The organism is Kosakonia sp. SMBL-WEM22 (assembly GCF_014490785.1).
Classification (GTDB): Bacteria; Pseudomonadota; Gammaproteobacteria; order Enterobacterales; family Enterobacteriaceae; genus Kosakonia.
Window position 1 is genome coordinate 2111279 of record NZ_CP051488.1, and the last position, 26664, is coordinate 2137942.

Genomic DNA, 26664 nt, shown 5'->3' on the forward strand with positions numbered 1-26664 from the left:
CACCATGCTTTACTACAGGACGTCTCCTGTCGAGGGCAGCTCTGCTGCATTGCGTTACTCGTGCTTGCGATATTCGAATGAAGGACAGTGGACTCTGTTTTTCACCAGTTTACGCCAGCTACAGATAATGCTTAGCTCCCCAGCGAGATGTTATATTTATTTTGGCAGAGTCTTCCTGTCGCAATCATTTTGACGACCGTTACTCTCTCATAGCAAACTTTCGAAGGCGTTCTGGGGCTTGAAAATGTGAAAATCAGCCAGCAACCTTAAGTTAACTAGCTGATTTGTATGTGAATTAACTCTTAATTTGCATTTTGCTTATGGAACAATTCGCGGAACACCGGGTAGATATCATCCTGGTCGCGGATATGCTGGATAGCGAAGTTATCAAACATCGTTTGCAGATGTTCATACTCGCGCCACAGCGTCTGGTGCGCCCGCCGTGTAATCTCAATATAGCTGTAGTAACGCACCACCGGCAGGATCTTCTTCGCCAGGATTTCGTGACACAGTGGGGAATCATCCGCCCAGTTGTCGCCATCAGAAGCCTGTGCGGCGTAGATATTCCACTGGCCTGGGTCGTAGCGCGCTTTTACCACCTCATCCATCAGTTTCAGGGCGCTGGAGACAATAGTGCCGCCCGTCTCCTGTGAGTAGAAGAACTCATGCTCATCCACCTCTTTCGCCTGCGTGTGGTGGCGGATATAGACCACTTCCACGTTTTTATAGGTCCGGCTCAGGAAGAGATAGAGCAGGATATAGAACCGCTTGGCCATATCTTTGGTGGCCTGGTCCATCGAGCCGGAAACGTCCATCAGGCAGAACATCACCGCCTGGCTGGAGGGCTCCGGGCGTTTTTCGTAGTTCTTGTAGCGTAAGTCGAAAGTGTCGATAAAGGGCACGCGCTCGATTTTCGCCCGTAGCTCGGCAATCTCTTTGCGCAGACGCTCCTCCTCGAGCAGTTGCGCCGGCTCGCTTTTGGCGACGGTCTCCAGATTGCTCTCCAGCTCGCGCAGTTCGCGGCGCTTGCCGGCCGTCATCGCCGTGCGGCGGGCGAGGGAGTTTTGCAGCGATCGCACGACGCTGATATTGGCCGGCACACCGTTGGCGGTATACCCGGCGCGGTGCGTTTTGTACTCATTCATCTGCCGCTGCTGGTTTTTTTGCAGGTTTGGCAGAGCGAGATCTTCAAACAGCAGATCGAGGTACTCATCTTTCGAGATCTGAAAAACAAACTCATCCTGGCCTTCACCATCCTGGCTGGCATCGCCCTGGCCGCTGCCACCACCACCACCGCCGCCCTGCGGACGCTCGATGCGATCGTTGGGTACAAAATGGTCGTTCCCCGGGTGAACGCGATGGCGTAAGCCGCCGCGCCCCTGGTGGAACATCGGTTCGCTAATATCTTCCGTCGGGATGGAGACAGACTCGCCGCTCTCGACATCCGTGACCGATCGTTTATTGATCGCCCCGGAGATGGACTGCTTTATTTGCGCTTTGTAACGGCGCAAGAAGCGCTGGCGGTTCACCGCGCTCTTGTTTTTGCCGTTCAGACGCCGGTCAATGAACCAGGTCATAGTTCCCTCCCGCTGCGTATGCCAACTTTGCAACAGACCGCGCACGGGGCGCGGCCGGGGTGGTGCTGTTATGAGGATTTACGAACCCGCAGATACCATTCGCACAGCAGGCGCACCTGCTTGCGGGTATAGCCTTTCTCCATCATGCGGTCGACAAAGTCATCATGTTTTTTCTGCTCGTCGGTCGAGGTCTTGGCGTTAAATGAAATGACCGGCAGCAGCTCCTCGGTATTGGAGAACATCTTTTTCTCAATAACCGTGCGCAGTTTTTCGTAACTGGTCCAGTTCGGGTTGCGTCCGCTATTATTGGCGCGGGCGCGCAGTACGAAGTTGACAATCTCGTTACGGAAATCTTTCGGGTTACTGATCCCGGCCGGTTTCTCAATCTTCTCCAGCTCCGCATTAAGGGACTCACGGTCAAAGAGCTGGCCGGTATCGGGATCGCGATACTCCTGATCCTGGATCCAGAAATCGGCGTAGGTGACATAACGGTCGAAAATGTTCTGTCCATACTCCGAGTAGGATTCGAGATAGGCGGTCTGGATCTCTTTCCCGATAAACTCGGCGTATTTCGGGATCAGGTAGCCTTTGAGGAACTCAAGGTAGCGCTCGGCCTGCTCCTGCGGGAACTGTTCGCGCTCAATCTGCTGCTCCAGCACATAGAAAAGATGCACCGGGTTGGCCGCCACTTCCACATGGTCGAAGTTGAATACCCGCGAGAGGATCTTAAAGGCGAAACGCGTCGAAAGGCCGTTCATCCCTTCATCGACCCCCGCGTAATCACGATACTCCTGGTACGATTTCGCTTTCGGATCGGTATCTTTCAGGCTTTCACCGTCGTAGACGCGCATTTTAGAGTAGATGCTGGAGTTTTCCGGCTCTTTCAGGCGCGACAGAATCGAGAAGCGCGCAAGCGTTTCCAGTGTTCCCGGCGCACACGGCGCGTGGGAGAGCTCAGAGTGATTGAGCAGTTTTTCGTAAATCTTCATCTCTTCCGAGATGCGCAGGCAGTACGGCACCTTGACGATGTAAACACGGTCAAGGAACGCCTCGTTGTTTTTATTGTTACGGAACTGCACCCATTCCGATTCGTTGGAGTGGGCGAGGATAATGCCATTAAACGGCAGGGCGGAGATCCCCTCGGTGCCGTTGTAGTTCCCCTCCTGGGTGGCGGTCAGCAGCGGGTGCAGCACCTTGATCGGCGCTTTAAACATCTCGACGAACTCCATCACCCCCTGGTTGGCACGGCAGAGCGCGCCGGAGTAACCGTAGGCGTCCGGGTCGTTTTGCGCGTGGTTTTCCAGTTTACGGATGTCGACTTTACCCACCAGCGCGGAGATATCCTGGTTGTTCTCATCACCCGGTTCGGTTTTGGCGATGGCAATCTGCTCCAGGATCGACGGCCACACTTTGACGACGCGGAATTTACTGATATCGCCGCCAAACTCATGTAACCGTTTTGCCGCCCACGGCGACATAATGGTGCCGAGATAGCGGCGCGGCACGTTGTACTCTTTTTCGAGGATCTGCGCATCTTCCTGCGGGTTAAACAGGCAGAGCGGATGGTCATTGACCGGGCTGCGCTCGCCGTTGGCGCTCAGCACGTAGATGGGCACGCGCTGCATTAAGGATTTCAGGCGTTCAGCCAGCGAGGATTTACCGCCGCCGACCGGGCCGAGCAGATAGAGGATCTGTTTCTTCTCTTCAAGCCCCTGCGCGGCGTGCTTGAGGTAGGAGACAATCTGCTCGATAGCTTCTTCCATACCATAGAACTCTTCAAACGCCGGGTAGCGTCCGATAACCCGGTTCGAAAAGAGACGGGAAAGCCGTGGCTCCTGAGCGGTGTCAACCATCACGGGCTCACCAATGGCCATCAATAGCCGTTCTGCCGCGTTAGCATAGGCACTGCGATCTTGCTTACAGATGGCAAGAAACTCCTGCAGTGTGAACTCTTCGTCCTTGGCAGCTTCATAGCGCTGGCGATAGTGATCGAATATATTCATGGCATGCCGTCCTTTCGTTTTTTAGCACAGGTTAAGAGCCGTTCGTATGAGTAATGGAGGCTCCCGGAAGCGTTAGCTGAACGACGCTTTGAGTCACCGAGCAACCCTTGTGCCAGGTTGCATGCCAACAACTGAGCGCGGATCAGGTAAATCATCTTCTTAATTTAAGCGTAGAAGGCTTTGCAAATCTTGCATGCGCCTGAAAACCAATTTCAATGGCATATCAATAACTCATCCTAAAATTCCTGTTTTTCTCATAAGCCCGGCCTAGCGCTTTCATCATTGTTTCATAACGCTGTAATGAGCTCGTCATAACTGAGCTTCAGAGTAGAAAGTTAATTTTTTGTAATCTTCAGATAAAAAGAGTTGGGCAGGGTGCGCGGGGCGACTACACTTCATCCGCCAATTATTTGACGAACAGGAAAGAAAGGACTGTGACCAAATTCAAACTCCTGGCACTGGGCGTAGTGACGGCGATCTCTGCCTGCGCGGCCAATGCAGAAAGCAATTTTTCTCTCGGCGCGGGCGTGGGCGTGATGGAGTCTCCTTATAAGGAGTATGACACGCGCGTCACGCCGCTTCCGGTTGTCACCTATGAGAGCGATGACTTCTGGTTCCGCGGCATCGGCGGCGGTTACTACTTATGGAATGATGAAGCGGACAAACTGTCGGTGATGGCATTCTATTCGCCCTGGCAGTTCAAGCCGAAAGATAGCGACAACATTCAGCTGCGCCAGCTGGATCGCCGCAAATCGACAGCAATGGCCGGTTTAAGCTATATCCATAACACGCAGTATGGTTTCCTGCGCACCACCCTTGCCGGTGACGTGCTGGATAACAGCAACGGCGTGGTGTGGGATCTGGCCTGGCTCTACAACTATACCAATGGCGGTCTGACCGTGACGCCGGGTATCGGCGTCGAGTGGAGCAGCGATAACCAGAACGAATACTACTACGGCGTATCGCGTTCAGAATCGCGCCGCAGCGGGCTGTCGAGCTACGATCCAGACAGCAGCTGGGACCCGTACCTTGAGCTGACTGTCAGCTACCGTTTCGCCGACAACTGGAGCGTTTACGGCACCGGCCGCTACTCGCATCTCTCTGATGAGATTAAAGATAGCCCGATGGTGGATAAATCCTGGTCCGGTCTGCTCTCAACGGGTGTGACCTACCGCTTCTGATTGTGCACTTAGAAAGTGCATGTTGTGCATTCCAACAGGGCCTATGGCCCTGTTTTGTTTTATGGTGGTGCGTTCAACGCAGGAGGAGAAGATGACAGAGAAAACGATACGTCTCGGTGGCAAGGTACTGCCCGCTATCGGGCAGGGCACGTGGTATATGGGTGAAAACGCCCGTTCCCGGCAGCAGGAAGTTTCTGCCCTACGGGCGGGCATCGATCTGGGCCTGACGCTTATCGACACCGCAGAGATGTACGCCGATGGCGCGGCAGAAGAGGTGGTCGGCGAGGCGCTGCGGGGCGGGCTTCGCGACAAGGTATTTCTGGTTTCCAAAGTCTACCCGTGGAACGCGGGCGGGGAGAAAGCGATTGCCGCCTGCGAAGCGAGCCTGCGACGGCTGAAAACCGACGCGCTCGATCTCTATCTGCTGCACTGGCGCGGTAACTATTCCCTGGCGGAAACCGTTGAAGTGATGGAAAAGCTTATCCGGCAGGGAAAAATTCGCCGCTGGGGCGTCTCCAATCTCGATTACAGCGACATGCAGGAGTTGATGCAGGTAAGCGGTGGCGATGCTTGCACGACCAATCAGGTGCTCTATCACCTGGCTTCGCGCGGTATTGAATACGATCTGCTGCCGTGGTGCCAGCAGCAGGCGATGCCGGTGATGGCCTACTGCCCGCTGGCGCAGGCCGGGCGTCTGCGCGACGGGCTGATGGAAAACAGCGTGGTGCAGCACATAGCCGAAGCGCATCGCGCTAGCGCGGCACAAATCTTACTGGCGTGGGTGATCCATCATCAGGGCGTGATGGCGATTCCGAAAGCATCGAGCATTAAGCATGTGGAAGAGAATGCCGCGGCGCTCACTATTGTGCTCAGTGATGAGGAAATGCACCAGCTGGACGCGGCGTTTCCGGCGCCGAAGGGGAAAACCCCGCTTGATGTGGTGTAAGAGAGGCGACTCCCTCTCCCGACGGGAGAGGGGGGCAGGGCGATCAGCGTTTAACGACGCGGATGCTCTGCGCAAGGCGGGAAGGTTTCTCTTCGCTCGCTTTCTGCGCCACGGTCGCATTGACCGACTCGACGCAGACAAAGGTTTTATAGCCATCATCCGGCATGTCGGCCATGCTGACGGAGAGCGCCGGGCCCGGGTTCCAGGCAACGACGTTGGCGTTGTGGTGATGGGTCACTTCAATCGCGCGCTTCAGCTTCGCGTCGTGGATCAGGCTGCAACCCTCGGCGTTGAGGTAGACACGGTCGACGCGATCCGCGAAGGTCTGCACGCCGTCGGTCAGTACATCCTCTTTGGCGTCGTTCACTTTATCGATATAGCGATCGCCGAGGCCGCTCACTTTAACATCCGCAATATCGCCAACGTTGAAGTAGGTGTGCAGTGCCGAGGTGGTTTCGAACTCACCGTGCGCTTCCAGCTCCATTTCGCAGGTTGCCGCCAGCTTGAAGCGGGCATAGAGAGTGAAGTCGTGCGGCCAGTGCTGGCGTGACGCGTCGCTGCTCTGCAGTTCGAAGGTCAGTACTACGCTGCCCTCATCTTCATTATGCGCCTGCAGTGCCCACGGCAGGTTGCGGGCAAAACCGTGCGCTGGCAGCCCCTGTTCCTTCGCCGGGCCAAACCACGGCCAGCAAATCGGCACGCCGCCGCGGATCGCCACACCCTCTTTAAACGGCGTATTGCCGCTCAGCCACAGCACCTCTTCTTCACCCTTCGGTTTCCAGCACAGCAGATGTGCGCCCTGGTAAGCAAACGCGGCTTTCACCTGCGGATGGTCGACAACCAGTACGTCGAGTTCATCCAGCGTGCGGCGCGAGAGCGTCGGCGTGATTTGTTCGACTACCGGAAGTGCAAAAATTTTAGTAATCATTAACGCAATCCTCTGTCTTCAAAACAAAAAAAGAGCGACCGAAGTCGCCCTTTCAGAAAGCTTACCATCTCAACTTATTTGGAGATGTGAGCGATCAGATCCAGAACTTTGTTAGAGTAGCCGGTTTCGTTGTCGTACCAGGAGACCAGTTTCACGAAGTTGTCGTTCAGTGCGATACCTGCTTTAGCATCGAACACGGAAGTGCAGACTTCGCCGTTGAAGTCGGTAGAAACAACGTCGTCTTCGGTGTAACCCAGAACGCCTTTCATTTCGCCTTCAGAAGCGGCTTTGATGGCTTTCTTGATCTCTTCGTAGGACGCTGCTTTTTCCAGACGAACGGTCAGGTCAACAACGGATACGTTCGGAGTCGGAACGCGGAACGCCATACCGGTCAGTTTGCCGTTCAGTTCCGGCAGAACTTTACCTACTGCTTTAGCAGCGCCGGTAGAGGACGGGATGATGTTCTGAGCTGCGCCGCGGCCGCCGCGCCAGTCTTTGTGAGACGGGCCATCAACGGTTTTCTGAGTAGCGGTGGTCGCGTGAACGGTAGTCATCAGACCTTCGATGATGCCGAAGTTGTCGTTGATAACTTTCGCCAGCGGAGCCAGGCAGTTAGTGGTGCAGGAAGCGTTGGACACGATGTCCTGGCCTGCATATTTCTCGAAGTTAGCGCCACGCACGAACATCGGGGTGTTGTCTTTGGACGGACCAGTCAGTACAACTTTTTTCGCGCCGGCAGTGATGTGCTTACGAGCAGTTTCGTCGGTCAGGAAGATACCGGTAGCTTCAGCAACAACGTCAACGCCGATTTCGTTCCACTTCAGGTTAGCCGGGTCTTTCTCAGCAGTAACACGGATGGTTTTGCCGTTGACAACCAGGTGGCCGTCTTTCACTTCAACGGTGCCGTTGAAACGACCGTGAGTGGAGTCGTACTTCAGCATGTACGCCATGTAATCCGCATCTAACAGATCGTTGATCCCAACGATTTCGATGTCAGAACGCTCTTGAGCAGCACGGAAAACAATGCGACCGATACGGCCAAAACCGTTGATACCTACTTTGATAGTCATATATTCCACCAGCTATTTGTTAGTGAATAAAAGGTTGGCTGTAAAATTACAAAAACCTTACGCAGCGTCAAGCGGAATCGTGTCAATCATTGCGACAAATCAATCATCCGCATGTCCGTGGTCAGACTGATTAATCTCACTTTCCCTTTGAGCATCTTCCCCATATGGGGTGCCGCCAAAGATTTTAAAGGCCACTCGAGATAAAAGTGTGAGACTCATCACAATTCCCTGGCTGCTTTATCGCAACTGCTAAGTTTAGAACAAAAGTCGAGCCCTGAGTGTTAATGTTTTGTTAGAATCAGGATGATAAGTTGTCGAATCATGACCGCGAGATGTAAACAAATGACCAACAATTCTTCCCGGGACGATCTGAAGAACGATCTGACCGAAATGCAGTTCTACGTAACGCAAAATCATGGCACCGAGCCGCCCTTTAGCGGACGACTGCTGCACAACAAGCGCGATGGCGTCTACCACTGCCTGGTGTGCGATGCCGCGCTGTTCAGCGCCGAGACCAAGTATGATTCTGGCTGCGGCTGGCCAAGCTTTTATGAGCCGGTGAGCGAAGAGGCGATTCGTTATATCAATGATTACTCCCACGGCATGCAGCGCGTGGAAATCCGCTGCGGCAAGTGCGACGCGCATCTGGGGCACGTGTTCCCGGACGGTCCGCAGCCAACCGGCGAGCGTTATTGCGTCAATTCCGCCTCATTGAGCTTCACCGATGAAGAGAATGGCGACCAGACTCGCGGTTGAAAAATCGATTCAGCTATTATTCCAGAGAGCAGAGTAAGATGAATATTGATGAGATCGTGAGCAACATGACGCCCGAGATCTACAAGCGCCTGTCGACGGCAGTTGAGCTGGGAAAATGGCCTGATGGTGTGGCGCTAACACCGGAGCAGAAAGAGAACAGTCTGCAACTGGTGATGCTCTGGCAGGCACGCAATAACGTACAGGCGCAGCATATGACCATCGATACCAACGGGCAGATGGTGATGAAGAGCAAACAGCAGCTGAAAGAGGAGTTTGGCATCACCCCCAAACCGATCGCCACCTTCAAATCCTGACGATCTGCCGGATGAGGGTGTAAACGCCTTATCCGGCCCACGGAGTGACAAGCTTTGCAGGCCTGATAAGCGCAGCGCCATCAGGCAGGTTTTCGAATCTGGTGCGGTTTGCCGGATGGCGGCATAAATGCCTTATCCGGCCTACAAGATTTCACGCTTTTGTAGGCCTGATAAGCGCAGCGCCATCAGGCAGGTTTTCGAATCAGGTGCGGTTTGCCGGATGGCGGCATAAATGCCTTATCCGGCCTACAGGATTTCACGTTTTTGTAGGCCTGATAAGCGCAGCGCCATCAGGCAGGTTTTCGGATCAGGAGCGGTTTGCCGGATGGCGGCATAAATGCCTTATCCGGTCTACAGGATTTCACGCTTTTGTAGGCCTGATAAGCGAAGCGCCATCAGGCAGGTTTTCGGATCAGGAGCGGTTTGCCGGATGGCGGCATAAACGCCTTATCCGGCCTACAGGATTTCACGCTTTTGTAGGCCTGATAAGCGCAGCGCCATCAGGCAATCACGCCCCCTGCGTTTCCAGCCAGTCCGCCAGCGTATAGAGCGTGGCGCCCTCGCTTGCCATTGTCATAAATGCCTGTGCGCTGTCGTCAGCATGCAGGTTAACGCCGCGACAACCGTCGGTAATGACACTCACTTCATACCCAAGCTGCAGCGCATCCTGCACCGTAAACTTCACGCAATAATCGGTGGCTAAACCCATCACCACCAGCTCGCGGATGCCATGCGCCTGCAACCAGCCATGCAGCGCTGTCTGCTGACGGTGACCGTTATCGAAAAAGGCGCTGTAACTGTCGATAAGCGGGTTTTCCCCTTTGTGGAACACCGCGTCGATGGACTGCTGATCGAGCAGCGGATGCAGCGCCGCGCCTTCGCTCCCTTGCACACAGTGAACGGGCCAGAAGGTCTGCGCCAACCCCTCCAGTTCGCCGGTGACAAACGGCTCTACGCCGTGCTGGCTGGCGAAGCTGCCGTGATTCGCCGGATGCCAGTCCATACTGGTGAGCACCGGCTCGCCGCGGCTTTTAAACCACGGTATCAGCGTGTTGGCCACATCCACGGTGCTGTCGCCGCCCGCGACGGCCAGCGCGCCACCGGCACAGAAATCGTTTTGCAGATCGACCAGCAGCAGAGCGCGTGCTTTCATCGTTAACTCCTTACTCGTCCGGGGTCAGTTCACCGCGCAGGTTTTGTGTCATCGCGGTGCGGATCGCATTCGCGTCCAGATCCTGACTTAACAGATAGTGCAGTTTAGTCAGCGTCGCCTCGACCGTCATATCCGCACCGCCAATCACGCCCGCGTGGGCGAGGGCGTTACCGGTGGCATAACCGCCCATATTGACCTTGCCGGACATGCACTGCGTCAGGTTCACGACCACGATGCCGCGCTCGCTCGCTTCTTGCAGGGCTTTAAGGAACTCGCGGTTTTGCGGCGCATTACCCACGCCATATGAACGCAGGATCAGTGCTTTTACCGGCTGCAGCAGGAAGTTACGTACCACATCGGCAGAGATCCCGGGGTATATCGTCACCACGCCAATCGGTTGCGGCGTGATCGGATGAACGATCAGTTCGCCCACGGTGCTCGGCGCAGGCGGCGTACCGAGGCGGCGAATATGGATACCCGCTTCCAGCAGCGGCGTAAGGTTGGGCGAGGCGAAAGCATCAAAACCATCCGCATGCGCTTTAGTGGTGCGGTTACCGCGGTAGAGACGGTTGTTGAAGAAGAGGGTCACTTCGTTAATCGGGAAGTTCGCCGCCACATAGAGGGCGTTAAGCAGGTTGATTTGCCCGTCGGAGCGCAGCTCCGCCAGCGGAATTTGTGACCCTGTCACAATAACCGGCTTGCCGAGGTTTTCCAGCATAAATGAGAGCGCAGACGCGGTGTAGGCCATAGTGTCGGTGCCGTGCAGGATCACGAAACCGTCATACTCGTCATAGTGCGCTTTCACATCATCAGCAATATGCTGCCAGTCTTCCGGCGTCATATCAGAAGAGTCCATCAGCGGGGCATATTCATGGATGGTGAAATCTGGCATCTCCGGGCGATGGAACTCTGGCATCAGCGCCAGTTGGCGCTGCAGATGACCGGAAACCGGCACATAGCCATGCTCTGAACGCTGCATGCCGATGGTGCCGCCCGTGTAGGCTACGTAAATGGATTTTTTTTGCATGGTAAGTAGGTTCTGACTGAATCAAAAAAATCCCCTCCGGCGGAGGGGATGCGTAAGGAAAAATTAGCGAACGGTAGCGCAGTTCAGGCACAGCGCATAACGGTTCTGTGGATCGTTAAATACTGCCAGTTTATCCGTCTCGGCTTTCACTTCCTGCGCTGCGCTGGCCAGCGGCGCAGGCAGGTAAGCCTGCAGCGCCTGCGGCAGCATGGCGCGCACCGAACCGGTCATGCTGTCGACTACGCGGTCCAGTAAGCCTGGCTCCTCTTCGTAGTAATCAACATGCCACTGTTTCAGCTTCGCCAGCTCTGCGGCTTTAGCAATCGCGTCATCGAAGTCACCCAGCGCATCGACCAGACCGTTGTTTTTCGCATCCTGGCCGGTCCAGACGTGGCCCTGTGCGATTTTATCCACCTGCTCAGGCGTGCTGTTGCGCGACTTCGCCACCAGCGTAATAAAGCGCTTATAGCCATTCTCAATGCTCAACTGCATCATCTGCTGAACTTCATCAGGCAGCGCTTTGGTCATGCTCACATCCGCCAGCGGCGAGGTGGCAACACCATCCGTATGCACACCGATGCTGTCGAGGCTGTTCTCCAGCGTATTAATTACGCCAAAGATGCCGATGGAGCCGGTCAGGGTGCTCGGGTTGGCCACAATGTAGTTGGCTGGCGTCGAGATCCAATACCCGCCAGAGGCTGCCATGCCGCCCATCGAGACGACAACCGGTTTGCCTGCCGCGCGGGCCGCAGCCAGTTCTGCACGGATCACTTCGGAGGCGCTGACGCTGCCGCCCGGGCTGTTGACACGCAACACAATGGCTTTGACCTTATCATCCAGACGCGCATCGCGGATCTGCGCGGCGGTGGTATCGCCACCCACGTTCCCCGGCGTCTCTTCGCCATCCATGATGGCGCCGTTAGCGAAGATCACCGCCACAGTTCCGCCCACATCGGCTGGCGTTTTGGTTTGATAGTCATAGAAGCTGATGGCGCGGAAGTTTTTATCTGCCTCGCTCCAGCCAAACTGTTTCACCATCGCTTTTTCAGCGTCGGCGGCAGAGCCCAGCTCATCAACCAGTTTATTATCCAGCGCATATTTCGCTGTATCACCGTCCACTTTACGCAGGCCATCAAGCATCGCCTGTGCGCCAGGGAAGACCTGCTGGGCAGTGATCTGGCGGTTAGCTGCCACGGTATTGAGATAGTTTTGCCACAGCTCACCGATCCAGCGGCTGTCCGCTTCGCGCGCGGCAGGCGACATATCGTCGCGAATGAATGGCTCAACGGCGGATTTGTAAGTGCCGACGCGGAAGACGTGGGTCGTCACTTTCAGTTTGTCGAGCAGCGCTTTGTAGTAAAGGCCGTTGGTTGCGAAACCATGCAGATCGACCACGCCCTGCGGTGAGAGCCAGATCTTATTGGCGAAGCTCGCAAGGTAGTACTGACCCTGGCTGTAGTTATCACCCACCGCGTAGACCGGTTTGCCGCTGTCGCGGAACTCGCGCAGCGCTTTACCGATGTACTGCATTGAAGGCTGATCGGCCCCGGCGAAATTCTTCAGATCGAGCACAATGCCGGTGATGTTGCGATCCTGCCGCGCCTGACGAATGGTTTCGACGATATCGAAGAGTGAGTTCTCCTGCAGCCGATCGGAGCTGGCGCCGAACAGCTGGCGACCCAGTGCGCCGAGGCGACCGCTGGCGGAGGTTTTATCGACCACCACGCCGGAGATATCCAGCAGCAGCGCGCCGCGCCCGCTGCGCTCCGCTTTGCTGTCGCTCACCTGCATCCATACGCCGACTGCCACTAAGATCAACAGAATGAAAATAACGTTCATCACCAGGTTGCGGGTAAAGTTCAGCAATCGCCAGCACCACTTAAAAAAACCGGCAATAATGCGCCAAAGGATTTGCATGTATTCTCCCTGCGAGTTAATGGCCGCCGCTGCCCGAGCGGCAAAGTGTGGTTATCCTAATTATCCCGCTGCCTCTTGTCAGCAGGAATCGCCTCCGGCGCTGTAACAATTTCTACGCCCATGTTAATTTTATGAACAAATTTCACAACAAGAGGTTAACTAATGGACGCACTTGAACTTCTCGTCAACCGACGCAGTGCTTCTCGCCTGGCCGAACCGGCTCCGGAAGGCGAACAGCTGGATAACATTCTGCGCGCTGGCATGCGTGCGCCAGACCACGGCACGCTCCAGCCGTGGCACTTTTTTGTGATTGAGGGGCAAGGGCGCGAGCGCTTTAGCCAGACGATGGAGCAGGCGGCACGTGCCGCGGGGCTGGATGAAAAGGGCATTGAGAAAGCGCGCACTTCGCCGTTTCGTGCCCCGATGATCATCACCGTGGTGGCAAAATGCCAGCAGCATTACAAAGTGCCGCAGTGGGAGCAGATGCTCTCCGCCGGATGTGCGGTGATGGCGATGCAGATGGCGGCGCTGGCGCAGGGCTTTAACGGCATCTGGCGCACTGGCCCGCTCACCAACAGCCCCGAGGTTCGCCAGGCGTTTAATTGCGGTGAACTGGATCAGGTTGTCGGCTTCCTCTATCTCGGCACGCCGCAGCTGAAAGCCTCTACCACGGTGACCGTGCCGGACCATACGCCGTTCGTTACTCACTTCTGAGTGTCGCTTTTGCCGGATGGCGCTGAGTGCTAATCCGGCCTGGGCCAACACGCAGGTTTTGCAGGCCGGATTAAACGCTGCCGTTATCCGGCAGCAGGGTTACTTATGACTCGCGGCAAACTCCTCTTTGGCTCTCTGCAACTGCTGCTGGAAAGCCGGATTGGTGTGCAGCGTGGCGACGACCGCCGAGCCGACAACGCGCGCCGCGTCAACGTCGCTCTGCCAGTGATAACCGCAAATCACACGGCTTTGACCCAGGTCGAAGCCGCGCTTAAGGATCTCATTCTGTCGCTGAGGATTAACTTCCGCCAGCACCAGTGCCGTGGCCCAACCAATCGCCGTATGGCCTGACGGGTAGGATCCATTCTTCGACAGCTCATCCTGATCTTTGGTGTTGCAGGTCGGCACGTTATAGAAGGCGAAAGGCCGGATGCGCATATACTTCTGTTTTGCGCCGCGCGTCGCCAGATCGCCCGCATCTTCAATCATGTTGGTCAGCAGCTTGTGCAGCTGCGGCGCATCTTTTTGTGTGATGGGTGAACCAAACGCACCGGAGAAGGCATTAGCAACGCCGCCGCTGCTCAGGTTGGCGTCTTCGGCGGCAAGCTTGCCGCGCTCGGTATTGCGCAGCAAACGACCCTGCTCATACATCGCCTGATCGTTCAAAAAGGCGATGCTACCCACTTCTGGCGGCGGTGGCAGCAGCGCCAGACTATCTATCGCCTGGTCATTTTTCAGGTAGTAGAGATCGGGCTTGGTGGTGGCATCATTTCCCGCTGGTACAAGAGCAAAGGCATTGGCAGAAAGTAAACTCGCAAGGCAAAGCGTAATAAAGCTTTTTTTCATTAGAGATTCCTTAAATTTTTGACTGCAACAGCCATAGGTGGCTGTTGTCATATTTCTGTCATAATTTGCGCGAAATAACATTGCGGTGAATCGCAAAACGCTTGCTGTAGCGTTTTGAGCGGGTACGGGCGCTTAAAAGATAACCAGGGATTATCTCTCTTTCGCTCGCTTAATGAGCAACGGTGTGCGAAATCGGATTGTCACACTTACCACCTTACGGTTTGGGCGCTACCATAGCCCCATTGCAATGACAGGAGATGTCCATGAGCGAGCAAGCTATTCGTTTAACGCAATACAGCCACGGAGCCGGTTGCGGATGTAAAATTTCCCCCAAAGTGCTGGATACCATTCTGCACAGCGAGCAGGCGAAGTTCCTCGATCCTAACCTTCTGGTCGGCAACGAGACGCGTGACGACGCCGCGGTTTACGATCTTGGCAATGGCACCTGCGTGATCAGCACCACTGACTTTTTCATGCCAATTGTCGATAACCCCTTCGATTTTGGCCGCATCGCTGCGACAAACGCCATCAGCGACATCTTCGCGATGGGCGGTAAGCCGATTATGGCGATCGCTATCCTCGGCTGGCCGCTTGATAAGCTGCCGCCGGAGGTTGCCCGCGAGGTGATCGAAGGCGGGCGCTTTGCCTGCCAGCAGGCGGGCATTGCGCTGGCCGGTGGCCACTCGATTGACGCCCCGGAGCCGATTTTTGGCCTCGCCGTCACCGGCGTGGTGCCGACCGAGCGCGTGAAGAAGAACAGCACCGCGCAGGCGGGCTGCAAACTCTTCCTCACCAAACCGCTGGGCATTGGCGTGCTCACTACCGCTGAGAAGAGATCCCTGCTCAAACCCGAGCATGTCGGGCTGGCGACGGAGGTGATGTGCCGGATGAACCTCGCCGGTGCAGCGTTTGCCGATATTGAAGGAGTCAAAGCGATGACCGACGTCACCGGCTTTGGTCTGCTCGGTCACCTGAGCGAGATGTGCCAGGGCGCGGGGGTGCAGGCGCAGCTCACCTATGCCGATGTGCCGAAGCTGCCTGGCGTCGAGGAGTACATTGCCCAGGGTGCGGTGCCGGGGGGGACGCAGCGTAACTTTACCAGCTACGGGCACCTGATGGGCGAGATGCCTGACGCGGTGCGTAATCTGCTGTGCGATCCGCAAACCTCCGGCGGCCTGCTGCTGGCAGTGACGCCGGATGCCGAAGCGCAGGTAAAAGCCACGGCGGCGGAGTATGGCATTGAACTGAGCGCCATTGGCGAACTGGTCACCGCCCGCGGCGGTCGCCCGATGATTGAGATCCGATAAGTCGATGCGGTTATTTATTGCCGAAAAGCCCAGTCTGGCGCGCGCCATTGCCGATGTGTTGCCCAAGCCGCATCGCAAAGGCGACGGCTACATTGAGTGCGGTAATGGCCAGGTGGTGACCTGGTGTATCGGTCACCTGCTGGAGCAGGCGCAGCCGGATGCCTATGACAGCCGCTATGCTCGCTGGAACCTGGCGGATTTGCCCATTGTGCCGGAGAAGTGGCAGCTGCAGCCGCGGCCGTCGGTGCTCAAGCAGATCAACGTTATTAAGCGTCTGCTTGCCGATGCCGACGAAGTGGTGCATGCCGGTGACCCGGATCGCGAAGGGCAACTGCTGGTGGATGAGGTGATTGACTACCTGCAACTGCCCGCGGAAAAGCGCCAGCATGTGCAGCGCTGCCTGATTAACGATCTCAACCCGCAGGCGGTGGAGAGAGCGATTGGGCGGCTGCGCGCCAACAGCGAGTTTATTCCGCTCTGCGTATCAGCGCTGGCCCGCGCCCGCGCTGACTGGCTGTACGGCATTAATATGACCCGCGCCTATACGCTTTTAGGCCGCAACGCCGGGTATCAGGGCGTGCTCTCCGTTGGGCGCGTCCAGACTCCGGTGCTGGGGCTGGTGGTGCGACGCGATGAAGAGATTGAGAACTTCGTCTCGAAAGATTTCTTTGAAGTGAAAGCGCATATTGTGACGCCCGCCGGGGAGCGGTTTACCGCCCTCTGGCAGCCAAGCGATGCCTGTGAGCCTTACCAGGATGAAGAGGGGCGTTTGCTCCATCGCGCGCTCGCAGAGCACGTGGTTAATCGCATCAGCGGTCAGCCGGCGATGGTTACTGCCTATAACGATAAACGGGAATCAGAACTGGCACCGCTGCCGTTCTCCCTTTCATCCCTACAGATTGAGGCGGCGAAGCGTTTTGGCCTGAGCGCGCAGAACGTACTCGATATCTGCCAGAAGCTGTATGAAACCCACAAACTGATTACCTATCCGCGCTCTGACAGCCGCTATTTGCCGGAGGAGCATTTTGCTGGTCGCCATGCGGTAATGAACGCGATTGGCGTGCACGCTGCCGATCTGCTGCCGCAGCCGGTGGTTAACCCCGATACGCGCAACCGCTGCTGGGATGACAAAAAGGTGGATGCTCACCACGCCATCATTCCGACCGCGCGCAGCTCGAAGGTGAGCCTCAGTGATAACGAGGCCAAAGTCTACAACCTGATTGCGCGGCAATATCTGATGCAGTTCTGCCCGGATGCGGTGTTCCGCAAATGTCAGATCGATCTGGATATCGCCAACGGCAAGTTTATCGCCAAAGCGCGTTTCCTTGCGGAAGCGGGTTGGCGTACGTTGCTCGGCGCGAAAGAGCGCGATGAAGATGATGACGGCACGCCGCTGCCGGTAGTAGCAAAAGGCGATGAGCTGTTGTGTGAAAAGGGCGAAGTGGTGGCGCGCCAGACGCAGCCGCCGCGCCACTTCACGGATGCGACGCTGCTCTCCGCGATGACCGGCATTGCGCGCTTTGTGCAGGATAAGGATCTGAAAAAGATCCTGCGCGCCACCGATGGATTAGGCACGGAAGCGACGCGCGCGGGCATTATCGAACTGCTGTTTAAGCGCGGCTTTCTGGTGAAGAAGGGGCGCTATATTCACTCCTCCGACGCAGGCCGGGCGTTGATCCACTCCTTACCAGCGATGGCGGCGCGACCGGATATGACCGCGCACTGGGAGTCGGTACTGACGCAGATCAGCGAAAAAGAGTGTCGCTACCAGGACTTTATGCAGCCGCTGGTTGGCACGCTGCATGAGTTGATCCACCAGGCGCGCAGCACCCCGGTGCGGCAGTTCCGCGGGCTGGTGGCTCCGGGCAGCGATAAGAAAAAATCCTTCGCCAAAGGACGCAGTAAGAAACGCCCGCCCGCAGCGGAAGCACCCGCCTCGTAATTCGGTTAACAATGCCCGATGGCGCTGCGCTTATCGGGCCTACAAAAATGTGCCCATCTGTAGGCCGGATAAGGCGTTTACGCCGCCATCCGGCAATCAGCGCTGTGCCTGAAAACCTGCCCGATGGCGCTACGCTTATCAGGCCTACAAAAGTGTGCCCATCTGTAGGCCGGATAAGGCATTTATGCCGCCATCCGGCAATCAGCGCTGTGCCTGAAAACCTGCCCGAGGGCGCTGCGCATATCAGGCCTACAAAAGTGTGCCCATCTGTAGGCCGGATAAGGCGTTTATGCCGCCATCCGGCAATCAGCGCTATGCCTGAAAACCTGCCCGAGGGCGCTGCGCATATCAGGCCTACAAAAGTGTGCCCATCTGTAGGCCGGATAAGGCGTTTACGCCGCCATCCGGCAGTGTGCTGCTGTTAAATCACCCCCTGGGCGATCATCGCGTCGGCGACTTTGACAAAGCCCGCGATGTTCGCGCCGCGCACGTAATGGGTCTGCTTCTCTTCGCCGCCGTACTCCACGCAGGCCTGGTGAATATCCAGCATGATATGCTGCAAGCGGGCATCCACCTCTTCAGCTTTCCAGCTTATGCGGCCCGCGTTCTGCGCCATTTCAAGCCCAGAGGTGGCGACACCACCGGCATTCGCCGCTTTGCCGGGGGCAAAGAGCACGCCCGCGTCGAGGAAGAGGTCCGTCGCTTCGATGGTGGTTGGCATATTGGCCCCTTCGGCCACCGCTTTGACGCCGTTGGCGATAAGCGTCTGCGCGGCCTCAACGTCAAGCTCATTCTGCGTGGCGCAGGGCAGCGCAATATCGACCGGCACCGACCATGGCTGTTTCCCTTCCAGATAGGTCAGGCCAAACTCCCGCGCGTAATCGGCTACCCGACCGTCGCGGCTCGCCTTGATCTCGCACAGGCGCGCCAGTTTTTCCGCCGTGAAGCCCGCTTCATCCACCACCGTTCCCGCCGAGTCAGAGGCGGTGATCACACGCGCGCCGAGGGACATCGCTTTTTCAATCGCATACTGCGCAACATTGCCGGAGCCGGAAACCGCCACGCGCATCCCTTCAAAGCCAAGGCCGTGGCGCTTGAGCATCGCCTCGGTGAAGTAGACCAGGCCATAACCGGTCGCTTCCGGGCGGATCAGGCTGCCGCCAAACGAGAGCCCTTTTCCGGTAAAGACGCAGGCGGTGTTATTAGAGAGCTTTTTCATCATCCCGGCCATAAAGCCCACTTCGCGCCCGCCGACGCCGATATCGCCCGCAGGCACATCGGTATCCGCGCCAAGGTGGCGATAAAGCTCGGTGATTAGCGCCTGGCAGAAGCGCATCACTTCGCCATCGCTTTTACCTTTAGGATTGAAATCGCTGCCCCCTTTACCGCCGCCCATCGGGAGCGTGGTAAGAGCATTTTTGAAAGTCTGTTCGAAGCCGAGGAACTTAAGAATCGATAAGTTCACCGAAGGGTGAAAACGCATGCCGCCTTTATAGGGGCCGATGGCAGAGCTGAACTGCACACGCCACGCGCGGTTAACCTGCACCTGGTTGCGATCGTCTACCCAGGCGACGCGGAACTGAATCACGCGCTCTGGCTCAACAAGGCGTTCAAGCAGTGAGAGCTGACGGTAGCGCGGGTTGGCTTCGAGAAAGGGCCAGAGGGTGCTCATCACTTCGCGAACGGCCTGGGAGAACTCCGGCTGGTGCGGGTCACGCTGATGAACGGTGTCGAGGAATGTTGCAAGGGAGGGGGTCTGATCCATAGATATAAGCGTCTCTTATTATGTTGATGAGTGTCATTGTGTTTGCAATGCGCAAAAAACGGGCGCTTTTCGACTATAACATCGGCGATATGTCACGCCGCAAGGGAAAATCGCCCTCATCAGAGAAATTAAGAACCTGTTTACGGTCATAATAAAAAACGATGAAGCGGGAAACTAAAGTCCCGGAAAATAGATCCGTTATAGTAATTAGTGCAGTCAATCAGAAAGGAGAGGCTATGAGCCGATTTACAGGCGTTGCCGCCGCGCTGTTGCTGATCGCATCGGGCAGCGCGCTGGCGGATCGCTACCCGTCGCCGGGTGTGGAAGTGAATGTGCCGGCCGAAGTGTTCAGCAGCGGCGGGCAGACGCAAACGACGCAGCCTTGCATGCAGTGCTGCGTCTACGGCAATCAAAATTACAGCGAAGGGTCGGTGATCAAAATGGAAGGGGTGCTGCTGCAGTGCCAGCGCGATGAACGCACGATTTCCACTAATCCGCTGGTGTGGCGTCGCGTAAAACCTTAAACGCCTCCAGCAGGGGGAGATCCGCCGGAGCCAGCGCATAGTTGCCCGCATCGGCGGGTGTCACCCACGCAAGCTCGCTGTGATAATGGCGCGTTGGCTCGCCTGCAAAGGTGCACACGTGCCAGGCGTGAAGCGTAATCAGCCGCTCTGAGACTTCGCGCTGATGGCTGGCAACAAAACAGGCCGGCACCGCTTCGATACCCAACTCTTCACGCAGCTCGCGCACTAGCGCCTGCGGCTGCGTTTCGCCCGCTTCCACCTTGCCGCCCGCGAATTCCCATAGACCGGGTTGATCCGCGTGCGGCGGACGCCGGGCGAGCAGAATATGGCCGTCGCGCTCAATAATGGCGGCGACCACGTCGATGCTTTTTGGCGTCTGCGTCATCAGAGTTTAAACGTCGCCCAGACCGGCGCATGGTCAGAGGGTTTTTCCATACCGCGGATGTCGTAATCGATACCGGTCTCGATGCAGCGCTCCGCCAGCGGCTGGCTTGCCATCAGCAGATCGATACGCAGCCCGCGGTTGTCATCAAAGCCTCTGGAGCGGTAATCAAACCACGAGAAGCGATCCGTGGTCTCCGGGTTGGCGGCGCGGTAGGTATCCACCAGCCCCCAGTTTTTCAGACGTTCCATCCACTCACGCTCTTCCGGCAGGAAGGAGCATTTACCGGTACGCAGCCAGCGCTTGCGGTTCTCTTCCCCGATACCGATATCGAGATCCGTCGGGCTGATATTCATATCACCCATGATCAGCACCGGGTTCTCGCGCTTCAGCTCATTCTCGAGGAAGTGTTGCAGATCCTGGTAGAACTTCTCTTTTGCCGGGAACTTGATCGGATGGTCGCGGCTTTCGCCCTGCGGGAAGTAGCCGTTAATTACCGTGATGTTGCCAAGCGGGGAGGGGATCTCCGCCATGATGATACGACGCTGTGCCTCTTCGCCATCTTCCGGAAAGCCGCGACGCACCAGTACAGGCGTCTCTTTGGTCAGCAGCGCCACGCCGTAGTGACCCTTCTGCCCGTGATAAAAGACGTTGTAACCGAGACGCGCCACCTCTTCGAGGGGGAACATATCGTCATGCACTTTCGTCTCCTGCAGACCAATCACATCGGGCTGGTGTTGTTCGACGATTGCCTGAAGCTGGTGGGGTCTGGCGCGCAGGCCGTTGATATTGAACGAGACAAATTTCATAGTCGCAGCCACTTAATGGGGTGAAAGATGCAGGAATGTTATCAGAGTTTACTTTCAATCACTGCCACTTATTCCGAAGCTCATCGCGTCTGCGCAAAAATCAGGCCAGCTGCCTCTTTTCAGGGCGCGATGCGCCAAAATGGGGCATGTTGTCAGAATTAATTTCGTGGACGATCACAGTTCCAGAATTAAATTTCATAAATGCATAAACTATCGCTAAATCCCGCCCTGGTTCGCCGCAATATCTAAAATTATTCACTTTTTATGCATGATATGTGCATAGCGGCTGGTTGTAAGTTATTGAAATAACGTTGATGCACGCCGTTTATGCATTTTTGCCTCTGGCTGGCACGAAGCGTGCAATCTACATTAAGGGCGAAAACGTCATTTTTATTAACATTTTTTCAACTATTTATTTACCGGTGAGGTCGCTATGTCTCTGTCTGTTACGCGTGAAAATTTCGATCAATGGATGCTGCCGGTCTACGCGCCTGCGCCGTTTATACCGGTTCGCGGCGAAGGCTCACGCCTGTGGGATCAGCAGGGCACGGAGTACATCGACTTCGCCGGCGGCATTGCAGTTAACGCCCTGGGCCACGCTAACCCGGTGCTGTGCAACGCATTAAGCGAGCAGGCGGCGAAGTTCTGGCATACCGGCAATGGCTACACCAACGAGCCGGCGCTGCGGCTGGCAAAACGGCTGATTGATGCCACCTTCGCCGATCGCGTCTTCTTTTGTAACTCCGGGGCGGAAGCCAACGAAGCGGCGCTGAAGCTGGCGCGTAAATATGCCCACGACACATTCGGCGCGCAGAAGAGCGGCATTGTCGCCTTCAAAAATGCCTTCCATGGCCGCACGCTCTTTACCGTCAGCGCCGGTGGTCAGCCCGCCTATTCGCAGGATTTCGCGCCGCTGCCGCCGCAGATCCAGCATGCTACTTTTAACGATCTCGCCTCTGCCAGCGCCCTGATTAACGACGATACCTGCGCGGTGATTGTTGAGCCGATGCAGGGCGAGGGCGGCGTAGTACCGGCCGATCCAGCTTTTTTACAGGGGCTGCGCGAGATCTGCTCCCGCCACAATGCGCTGCTGATTTTTGATGAGGTACAGACCGGCGTTGGCCGCACCGGCGAACTCTATGCCTACATGCACTATGGCGTGACGCCGGATGTGTTAACCACCGCAAAAGCGCTGGGCGGCGGCTTTCCGATTGGCGCGATGCTCACCACTGAGACCTTTGGCAAGGTAATGAATGTCGGCACCCACGGCACCACCTATGGCGGTAACCCGCTGGCGGGCGCAGTGGCAGGCGCGCTGCTTGATACCGTCAACACCCCACAAATGCTCAACGGCGTCAAACAGCGCCATGAGTGGTTCACCGAGCAGCTTACCGCCATCAACGCCCGCCATCTGCTGTTTAGCGATATTCGCGGCCTTGGGCTGTTAATCGGCTGCCAGCTGGTACCCGCCTTTAGCGGTAAAGCGAAGCAGATCTCCCAGCTGGCGGCAGCGGAAGGGGTGATGGTGCTGATCGCCGGTGGCAACGTGCTGCGCTTCGCCCCGGCGCTGAACATCAGTGAAGAGGAGGTGCGCATCGGTCTTGAGCGCTTTGCCCGCGCCTGTGAAAAATTCCTCTCGGAGAGCACAACATGATGGTGATTCGTCCGGTCGCGGCAAGCGATCTCCCAGCCCTGATGAAACTCGCCGGCAAAACCGGTGGCGGTTTAACCTCGCTGCCCGCCGATGAGGCAACCCTGGCGGCGCGTATTGAGCGCGCCCGCCAGACCTGGCAAGGCACGCTGCCGAAGGGGGAGCAGGGCTATGTTTTTGTGCTGGAAGATACCCAGAGCGGCGAAGTGGGCGGCATCTGCGCCATTGAGGTCGCCGTCGGGCTAAATGACCCGTGGTACAACTACCGCGTCGGCACTCAGGTGCACGCTTCGAAAGAGCTGAATGTCTACAACGCGCTGCCGACGCTGTTTCTCAGTAACGATCACACCGGCAGCAGTGAACTCTGCACGCTGTTTCTCGATCCCGCCTGGCGCAAAGCGGGCAACGGCTACCTGCTGTCGAAATCGCGCTTTATGTTTATGGCGGCGTTTCGCGATCGCTTCAATGAGAAAGTGGTCGCCGAGATGCGCGGGGTGATTGATGAGCATGGTTACTCCCCCTTCTGGGAGAGCCTCGGCAAACGCTTCTTCTCGATGGAATTCAGCCGCGCGGATTACCTGTGTGGCACCGGGCAGAAAGCCTTTATTGCCGAGCTGATGCCGAAACACCCCATCTATACCCACTTCCTCTCGGAAGAGGCGCAGTCGGTGATTGGTCACGTCCATCCGCAGACCGCGCCTGCGCGCGCGGTGCTGGAGAAAGAGGGGTTCCGCTACCGCAACTATGTCGACATCTTTGATGGCGGGCCGACGCTGGAGTGCGATATCGATCGCGTGCGTGCGATCCGCAAAAGCCGGCTGGTGGCGATTGGCGAAGGGCAGCGCGCGCCGGGCGAGTGGCCAGCCTGCATGGTGTCGAATGAGCGCTATGACGATTTTCGCGCCATGCTGATCAACGTCGACCCGCAGACCGAACGGCTGCTGCTGTCGGCGGGCGAACTGGATGCGCTGAAGTGTCAGCCCGGCGATAGCGTCCGGTTAGTGCGCCTGTGTGCGGAAGAGAAGAGTGGTGAGGAGAGAGCACAATGAGTTTATGGATCGACGGTGAGTGGATAAAGGGCCAGGGCGCACGGCGGGAGAAAACCAACCCGGTGAACCATGAGGTGCTGTGGCAGGGTTTTGATGCGGATAGCGCCCAGGTTGAGGCGGCTTACCAGGCCGCGCGCGTGGCTTTTCCCGCCTGGGCGCGCCAGCCCTTCAGTGCCCGCCAGGCGATCGTGGAGAAATTTGCCGCGCTGCTGGAGAGCAATAAAGAGGAGCTGACAACGATCATTGCCCGCGAAACCGGCAAACCGCGCTGGGAAGCGGCGACCGAAATTACCGCCATGATCAATAAAGCGGCGATCTCGGTGAAGTCATACCACTCGCGCACCGGCGAACAGCAGACGGAGATGGCAGACGGCGCGGCTACCCTGCGTCATCGCCCGCACGGCGTGCTGGCAGTGTTTGGCCCTTACAACTTCCCCGGCCACCTGCCGAACGGGCATATCATCCCGGCTCTGCTGGCGGGCAATACGCTGCTGTTTAAACCGAGCGAGCTGACGCCGTGGATCGGTGAAGCGGTGGTGAAACTGTGGCAGCAGGCTGGCTTACCCGCTGGTGTGCTCAACTTATTGCAGGGCGGGCGCGAAACCGGTCAGGCGCTGAGCGCGCTGCCAGGGCTGGATGGGCTGCTTTTTACCGGCAGTGCCAATACCGGTTATCAGCTGCATCGCCAGCTGGCGGGCCAGCCCGAGAAGATCCTCGCGCTGGAGATGGGCGGCAATAACCCGCTGATTGTTGAAGATCCGGACGATATTGATGCGTCAGTGCATCTGGCGATCCAGTCCGCCTTTATCACCGCCGGCCAGCGCTGCACCTGCGCGCGGCGGCTGCTGGTGAAACGCTCGACGGCGGGCGATGCCTTCCTGAAAAGGCTGGTGGAGGTTGCCAGCAAGCTGATACCGGCTGCCTGGGACGCGGAGCCGCAGCCCTTTTTCGGCGGGCTGATCTCACCCCAGGCGGCAGAGCAGGTCTATCACGCCTGGCAGGAGCATGAAGCTCGCGGTGGCAAAACGTTACTGGCTCCGCGCCTGCTGGCGGCGGGCACCTCTCTGCTAACGCCGGGCATTATTGAGATGACCGCAGTCGGCAACGTGCCGGATGAAGAGGTGTTTGGCCCGCTGCTCTGCGTCTGGCGCTATGACAACTTCGACGATGCGATTACGCTTGCTAACAACACCCGCTATGGCCTCGCCTGCGGTCTGATTTCACCGCAGCGGGAGAAGTTCGAACGCCTGCTGCTGGAGGCGCGCGCCGGGATCGTTAACTGGAACAAGCCGCTAACCGGTGCGGCGAGCACCGCGCCGTTTGGCGGCGTAGGCGCCTCCGGCAACCATCGCGCCAGCGCCTGGTATGCGGCGGATTACTGCGCCTGGCCGATGGCGAGTCTTGAGACGGCGGATCTGACCCTGCCGCAGAGCCTCAGCCCGGGGCTTGGCCATTTGCGTGAGGAGCAGCCATGAGCGCGCGTGAAGTGAACTTTGATGGCCTGGTTGGGCTGACGCACCACTACGCGGGTTTATCCTTCGGTAATGAAGCCTCGACTAAACACCGTTTTCAGCGCTCCAACCCGAAGCTGGCGGCGAAACAGGGGCTTCTGAAGATGAAAGCGCTGGCGGACGCCGGATTTCCGCAGGCGGTCATCCCGCCTCACGAGCGTCCGAATGTTGCTGCGTTACGCCAGTTAGGCTTTCGCGGCAGCGATGAACAAGTCGTTGAAAAAGCCGCGACGCAGGCACCGGAGCTGCTCTCTGCTGCCAGCTCCGCCTCGGCGATGTGGGTAGCCAATGCTGCCACCGTCTGCCCGTCGGCGGATGCCGAGGATGGCAAAGTTCACCTGACGGTGGCGAACCTCAATAACAAGTTCCACCGCTCAATCGAAGCGCCAACCACCGAAGCGCTGCTGCGGGCGATTTTCCGCGATCCGCAGACCTTCAGCGTGCATGGTGCGCTGCCGCAGGTGGCGCGTTTTGGCGATGAGGGGGCCGCTAACCATAACCGCTTCGGCGGCGAGTATGGCGATGCGGGCGTACAGCTCTTTGTTTATGGCCGTGAAGAGGGCAACCAACTGGCTCCCGGGCGTTATCCGGCGCGCCAGACGCTGGAGGCGAGCCAGGCGGTTGCCCGCACAAACCGGGTGCGCGCACATCAGGTGGTCTATGCTCAGCAAAACCCGGCGGTGATCGATCTGGGTGTATTTCATAATGATGTGATTGCGGTCTCCAACCGCCAGTTGCTCTTCTGCCACGAGCAGGCGTTTGCCGGGCAGTCTCAGCTGCTGGCAGAGCTTGCGGCAAAAGTGCCGGGCTTTATGGCGATCGAAGTGCCGCAACAGGCGGTATCGGTCACAGACGCAGTGGCGACTTATCTGTTTAATAGTCAATTACTGAGCCATGACGATGGCCGCATGACCCTGGTCCTGCCGCAGGAGTCGCAGGAACATGCAGGCGTCTGGCGTTATCTCAATGACCTGCTGGCGCAGGATAACCCGATCAGCGCTCTTAAGGTCTTCGATCTGCGCGAAAGTATGGCAAACGGTGGCGGGCCAGCCTGCCTGCGTTTGCGGGTGGTGTTGAGCGAGACGGAGCAGCGGGCAGTAAACCCGGCGGTGATGATGAACGATACGCTGTTTGCCGCGCTCAATGCGTGGGTGGACAAATACTATCGCGACCGTCTCACGCAGGCCGATTTAGCCGATCCGCAGCTGCTGCGCGAAGGGCGTGAAGCACTGGATCGCCTCACGCAACTGTTGGATCTCGGGTCGGTTTATCCTTTTCAGCGTTAAGCGGAG

General features: G+C 57.3%; 23 protein-coding genes. 12 read left to right on the forward strand and 11 right to left on the reverse strand.

Features of this window, described 5'->3' with window-relative positions:
- Positions 1 to 302: 302 nt before the first annotated feature.
- Both HF650_RS10035 and yeaG read right to left on the reverse strand, forming a co-directional pair.
- Entirely contained in the window at positions 303 to 1577 is a 1275-nt protein-coding gene (locus HF650_RS10035) for a YeaH/YhbH family protein (RefSeq protein WP_139567294.1), read from the reverse strand.
- Positions 1578 to 1645: 68 nt separating this feature from the next.
- The gene (gene yeaG, locus HF650_RS10040) at positions 1646 to 3580 is read right to left on the reverse strand and encodes a protein kinase YeaG (protein WP_187802232.1); all 1935 of its coding nucleotides are present in this window, start codon (positions 3578 to 3580) and stop codon (positions 1646 to 1648) included.
- 434 nt (positions 3581 to 4014) lie between these two features.
- On the opposite strand from yeaG, the gene HF650_RS10045 reads away from it, so the two are divergent.
- The gene (locus HF650_RS10045) at positions 4015 to 4761 is read left to right on the forward strand and encodes a MipA/OmpV family protein (protein WP_023481831.1); all 747 of its coding nucleotides are present in this window, start codon (positions 4015 to 4017) and stop codon (positions 4759 to 4761) included.
- A gap of 91 nt (positions 4762 to 4852) precedes the next feature.
- Positions 4853 to 5707: an aldo/keto reductase gene (locus tag HF650_RS10050; RefSeq protein WP_187802233.1), complete on the forward strand. Its 855-nt coding sequence runs from the start codon at positions 4853 to 4855 to the stop codon at positions 5705 to 5707.
- Between the two features lie 43 nt (positions 5708 to 5750).
- Here HF650_RS10050 and HF650_RS10055 read toward each other — a convergent pair whose 3' ends face one another.
- Both HF650_RS10055 and gapA read right to left on the reverse strand, forming a co-directional pair.
- A complete protein-coding gene (locus HF650_RS10055) occupies positions 5751 to 6635 on the reverse strand; it encodes a D-hexose-6-phosphate mutarotase (RefSeq protein WP_187802234.1) in 885 nt (294 codons plus the stop codon).
- A 74-nt stretch (positions 6636 to 6709) separates the two neighbouring features.
- Positions 6710 to 7705 carry a glyceraldehyde-3-phosphate dehydrogenase gene (gene gapA / locus HF650_RS10060; RefSeq protein ID WP_023481291.1) on the reverse strand — a complete coding sequence of 332 codons (996 nt, stop codon included), beginning with the start codon at positions 7703 to 7705 and terminating at the stop codon, positions 6710 to 6712.
- 342 nt (positions 7706 to 8047) lie between these two features.
- Here gapA and msrB point away from each other — a divergent pair, with 342 nt between their 5' ends.
- The gene (gene msrB, locus HF650_RS10065; protein ID WP_187802235.1) at positions 8048 to 8461 is read left to right on the forward strand and encodes a peptide-methionine (R)-S-oxide reductase MsrB; all 414 of its coding nucleotides are present in this window, start codon (positions 8048 to 8050) and stop codon (positions 8459 to 8461) included.
- A gap of 38 nt (positions 8462 to 8499) precedes the next feature.
- Entirely contained in the window at positions 8500 to 8775 is a 276-nt protein-coding gene (locus HF650_RS10070) for a YeaC family protein (RefSeq protein WP_187802236.1), read from the forward strand.
- Positions 8776 to 9283: 508 nt separating this feature from the next.
- Here the strand turns inward: HF650_RS10070 and pncA are convergent.
- The 3 genes from pncA to sppA form a co-directional block, all read right to left on the reverse strand.
- Positions 9284 to 9928: a bifunctional nicotinamidase/pyrazinamidase gene (gene pncA, locus HF650_RS10075; RefSeq protein ID WP_187802237.1), complete on the reverse strand. Its 645-nt coding sequence runs from the start codon at positions 9926 to 9928 to the stop codon at positions 9284 to 9286.
- A gap of 10 nt (positions 9929 to 9938) precedes the next feature.
- Positions 9939 to 10955 carry an asparaginase gene (ansA, locus tag HF650_RS10080; RefSeq protein ID WP_187802238.1) on the reverse strand — a complete coding sequence of 339 codons (1017 nt, stop codon included), beginning with the start codon at positions 10953 to 10955 and terminating at the stop codon, positions 9939 to 9941.
- Between the two features lie 63 nt (positions 10956 to 11018).
- Positions 11019 to 12872, reverse strand: coding sequence for a signal peptide peptidase SppA (sppA, locus tag HF650_RS10085; protein ID WP_187802239.1), 1854 nt, complete (start codon positions 12870 to 12872; stop codon positions 11019 to 11021).
- A gap of 162 nt (positions 12873 to 13034) precedes the next feature.
- Between sppA and HF650_RS10090 the strand changes: the two genes are divergently transcribed.
- Positions 13035 to 13586: an NAD(P)H nitroreductase gene (locus tag HF650_RS10090; protein ID WP_187802240.1), complete on the forward strand. Its 552-nt coding sequence runs from the start codon at positions 13035 to 13037 to the stop codon at positions 13584 to 13586.
- A gap of 99 nt (positions 13587 to 13685) precedes the next feature.
- On the opposite strand, the gene phoC is transcribed toward HF650_RS10090, so the two are convergent.
- Positions 13686 to 14432 (reverse strand): acid phosphatase PhoC, encoded by a 747-nt coding sequence (phoC, locus tag HF650_RS10095; protein ID WP_187802241.1) that lies wholly within the window; start codon positions 14430 to 14432, stop codon positions 13686 to 13688.
- A gap of 263 nt (positions 14433 to 14695) precedes the next feature.
- Between phoC and selD the strand changes: the two genes are divergently transcribed.
- Together selD and HF650_RS10105 are read left to right on the forward strand one after the other, a co-directional pair.
- The gene (selD, locus tag HF650_RS10100; RefSeq protein ID WP_187802242.1) at positions 14696 to 15739 is read left to right on the forward strand and encodes a selenide, water dikinase SelD; all 1044 of its coding nucleotides are present in this window, start codon (positions 14696 to 14698) and stop codon (positions 15737 to 15739) included.
- 4 nt (positions 15740 to 15743) lie between these two features.
- On the forward strand, positions 15744 to 17681 hold the full coding sequence (locus HF650_RS10105; protein ID WP_187802243.1) for a DNA topoisomerase III: 1938 nt from the start codon (positions 15744 to 15746) through the stop codon (positions 17679 to 17681).
- Between the two features lie 421 nt (positions 17682 to 18102).
- Here the strand turns inward: HF650_RS10105 and gdhA are convergent, their stop codons facing one another.
- Positions 18103 to 19446, reverse strand: a complete 1344-nt coding sequence (gene gdhA, locus HF650_RS10110) for an NADP-specific glutamate dehydrogenase (RefSeq protein WP_187802244.1) — start codon at positions 19444 to 19446, stop codon at positions 18103 to 18105.
- A 236-nt stretch (positions 19447 to 19682) separates the two neighbouring features.
- Here gdhA and HF650_RS10115 point away from each other — a divergent pair, with 236 nt between their 5' ends.
- Positions 19683 to 19970 (forward strand): DUF1496 domain-containing protein, encoded by a 288-nt coding sequence (locus HF650_RS10115; protein WP_042713116.1) that lies wholly within the window; start codon positions 19683 to 19685, stop codon positions 19968 to 19970.
- On the opposite strand, the gene HF650_RS10120 is transcribed toward HF650_RS10115, so the two are convergent.
- Together HF650_RS10120 and xthA are read right to left on the reverse strand one after the other, a co-directional pair.
- A complete protein-coding gene (locus tag HF650_RS10120; RefSeq protein WP_187802245.1) occupies positions 19936 to 20355 on the reverse strand; it encodes a pyrimidine (deoxy)nucleoside triphosphate diphosphatase in 420 nt (139 codons plus the stop codon). The genes HF650_RS10115 and HF650_RS10120 overlap by 35 nt on opposite strands.
- Entirely contained in the window at positions 20355 to 21161 is an 807-nt protein-coding gene (gene xthA, locus HF650_RS10125) for an exodeoxyribonuclease III (RefSeq protein WP_187802246.1), read from the reverse strand. Before xthA ends, HF650_RS10120 begins: the two co-directional genes overlap by 1 nt.
- 433 nt (positions 21162 to 21594) lie before the next feature.
- Between xthA and HF650_RS10130 the strand changes: the two genes are divergently transcribed.
- From HF650_RS10130 to astB, 4 genes are read left to right on the forward strand one after another with little or no spacing between them, the layout of a single operon-like run.
- Entirely contained in the window at positions 21595 to 22815 is a 1221-nt protein-coding gene (locus tag HF650_RS10130) for an aspartate aminotransferase family protein (protein ID WP_187802247.1), read from the forward strand.
- Positions 22812 to 23861, forward strand: coding sequence for an arginine N-succinyltransferase (astA, locus tag HF650_RS10135; RefSeq protein WP_187802248.1), 1050 nt, complete (start codon positions 22812 to 22814; stop codon positions 23859 to 23861). Before HF650_RS10130 ends, astA begins: the two co-directional genes overlap by 4 nt.
- The gene (gene astD / locus HF650_RS10140; RefSeq protein WP_187802249.1) at positions 23858 to 25336 is read left to right on the forward strand and encodes a succinylglutamate-semialdehyde dehydrogenase; all 1479 of its coding nucleotides are present in this window, start codon (positions 23858 to 23860) and stop codon (positions 25334 to 25336) included. The genes astA and astD overlap by 4 nt, the downstream gene beginning before the upstream one ends.
- A complete protein-coding gene (gene astB / locus HF650_RS10145) occupies positions 25333 to 26658 on the forward strand; it encodes an N-succinylarginine dihydrolase (RefSeq protein WP_187802250.1) in 1326 nt (441 codons plus the stop codon). The genes astD and astB overlap by 4 nt, the downstream gene beginning before the upstream one ends.
- The last annotated feature ends 6 nt before the right edge of the window (positions 26659 to 26664 follow it).

Coding starts and splice junctions, on each gene's coding strand:
- HF650_RS10035 (WP_139567294.1), bottom strand. CDS start 1,577: ATGACCTGGTTCATTGACCGGCGTCTGAACGGCAAAAACAAGAGCGCG.
- yeaG (WP_187802232.1), bottom strand. CDS start 3,580: ATGAATATATTCGATCACTATCGCCAGCGCTATGAAGCTGCCAAGGAC.
- HF650_RS10050 (WP_187802233.1), top strand. CDS start 4,853: ATGACAGAGAAAACGATACGTCTCGGTGGCAAGGTACTGCCCGCTATC.
- HF650_RS10055 (WP_187802234.1), bottom strand. CDS start 6,635: ATGATTACTAAAATTTTTGCACTTCCGGTAGTCGAACAAATCACGCCG.
- gapA (WP_023481291.1), bottom strand. CDS start 7,705: ATGACTATCAAAGTAGGTATCAACGGTTTTGGCCGTATCGGTCGCATT.
- msrB (WP_187802235.1), top strand. CDS start 8,048: ATGACCAACAATTCTTCCCGGGACGATCTGAAGAACGATCTGACCGAA.
- HF650_RS10070 (WP_187802236.1), top strand. CDS start 8,500: ATGAATATTGATGAGATCGTGAGCAACATGACGCCCGAGATCTACAAG.
- pncA (WP_187802237.1), bottom strand. CDS start 9,928: ATGAAAGCACGCGCTCTGCTGCTGGTCGATCTGCAAAACGATTTCTGT.
- ansA (WP_187802238.1), bottom strand. CDS start 10,955: ATGCAAAAAAAATCCATTTACGTAGCCTACACGGGCGGCACCATCGGC.
- sppA (WP_187802239.1), bottom strand. CDS start 12,872: ATGCAAATCCTTTGGCGCATTATTGCCGGTTTTTTTAAGTGGTGCTGG.
- HF650_RS10090 (WP_187802240.1), top strand. CDS start 13,035: ATGGACGCACTTGAACTTCTCGTCAACCGACGCAGTGCTTCTCGCCTG.
- phoC (WP_187802241.1), bottom strand. CDS start 14,432: ATGAAAAAAAGCTTTATTACGCTTTGCCTTGCGAGTTTACTTTCTGCC.
- selD (WP_187802242.1), top strand. CDS start 14,696: ATGAGCGAGCAAGCTATTCGTTTAACGCAATACAGCCACGGAGCCGGT.
- HF650_RS10105 (WP_187802243.1), top strand. CDS start 15,744: ATGCGGTTATTTATTGCCGAAAAGCCCAGTCTGGCGCGCGCCATTGCC.
- gdhA (WP_187802244.1), bottom strand. CDS start 19,446: ATGGATCAGACCCCCTCCCTTGCAACATTCCTCGACACCGTTCATCAG.
- HF650_RS10115 (WP_042713116.1), top strand. CDS start 19,683: ATGAGCCGATTTACAGGCGTTGCCGCCGCGCTGTTGCTGATCGCATCG.
- HF650_RS10120 (WP_187802245.1), bottom strand. CDS start 20,355: ATGACGCAGACGCCAAAAAGCATCGACGTGGTCGCCGCCATTATTGAG.
- xthA (WP_187802246.1), bottom strand. CDS start 21,161: ATGAAATTTGTCTCGTTCAATATCAACGGCCTGCGCGCCAGACCCCAC.
- HF650_RS10130 (WP_187802247.1), top strand. CDS start 21,595: ATGTCTCTGTCTGTTACGCGTGAAAATTTCGATCAATGGATGCTGCCG.
- astA (WP_187802248.1), top strand. CDS start 22,812: ATGATGGTGATTCGTCCGGTCGCGGCAAGCGATCTCCCAGCCCTGATG.
- astD (WP_187802249.1), top strand. CDS start 23,858: ATGAGTTTATGGATCGACGGTGAGTGGATAAAGGGCCAGGGCGCACGG.
- astB (WP_187802250.1), top strand. CDS start 25,333: ATGAGCGCGCGTGAAGTGAACTTTGATGGCCTGGTTGGGCTGACGCAC.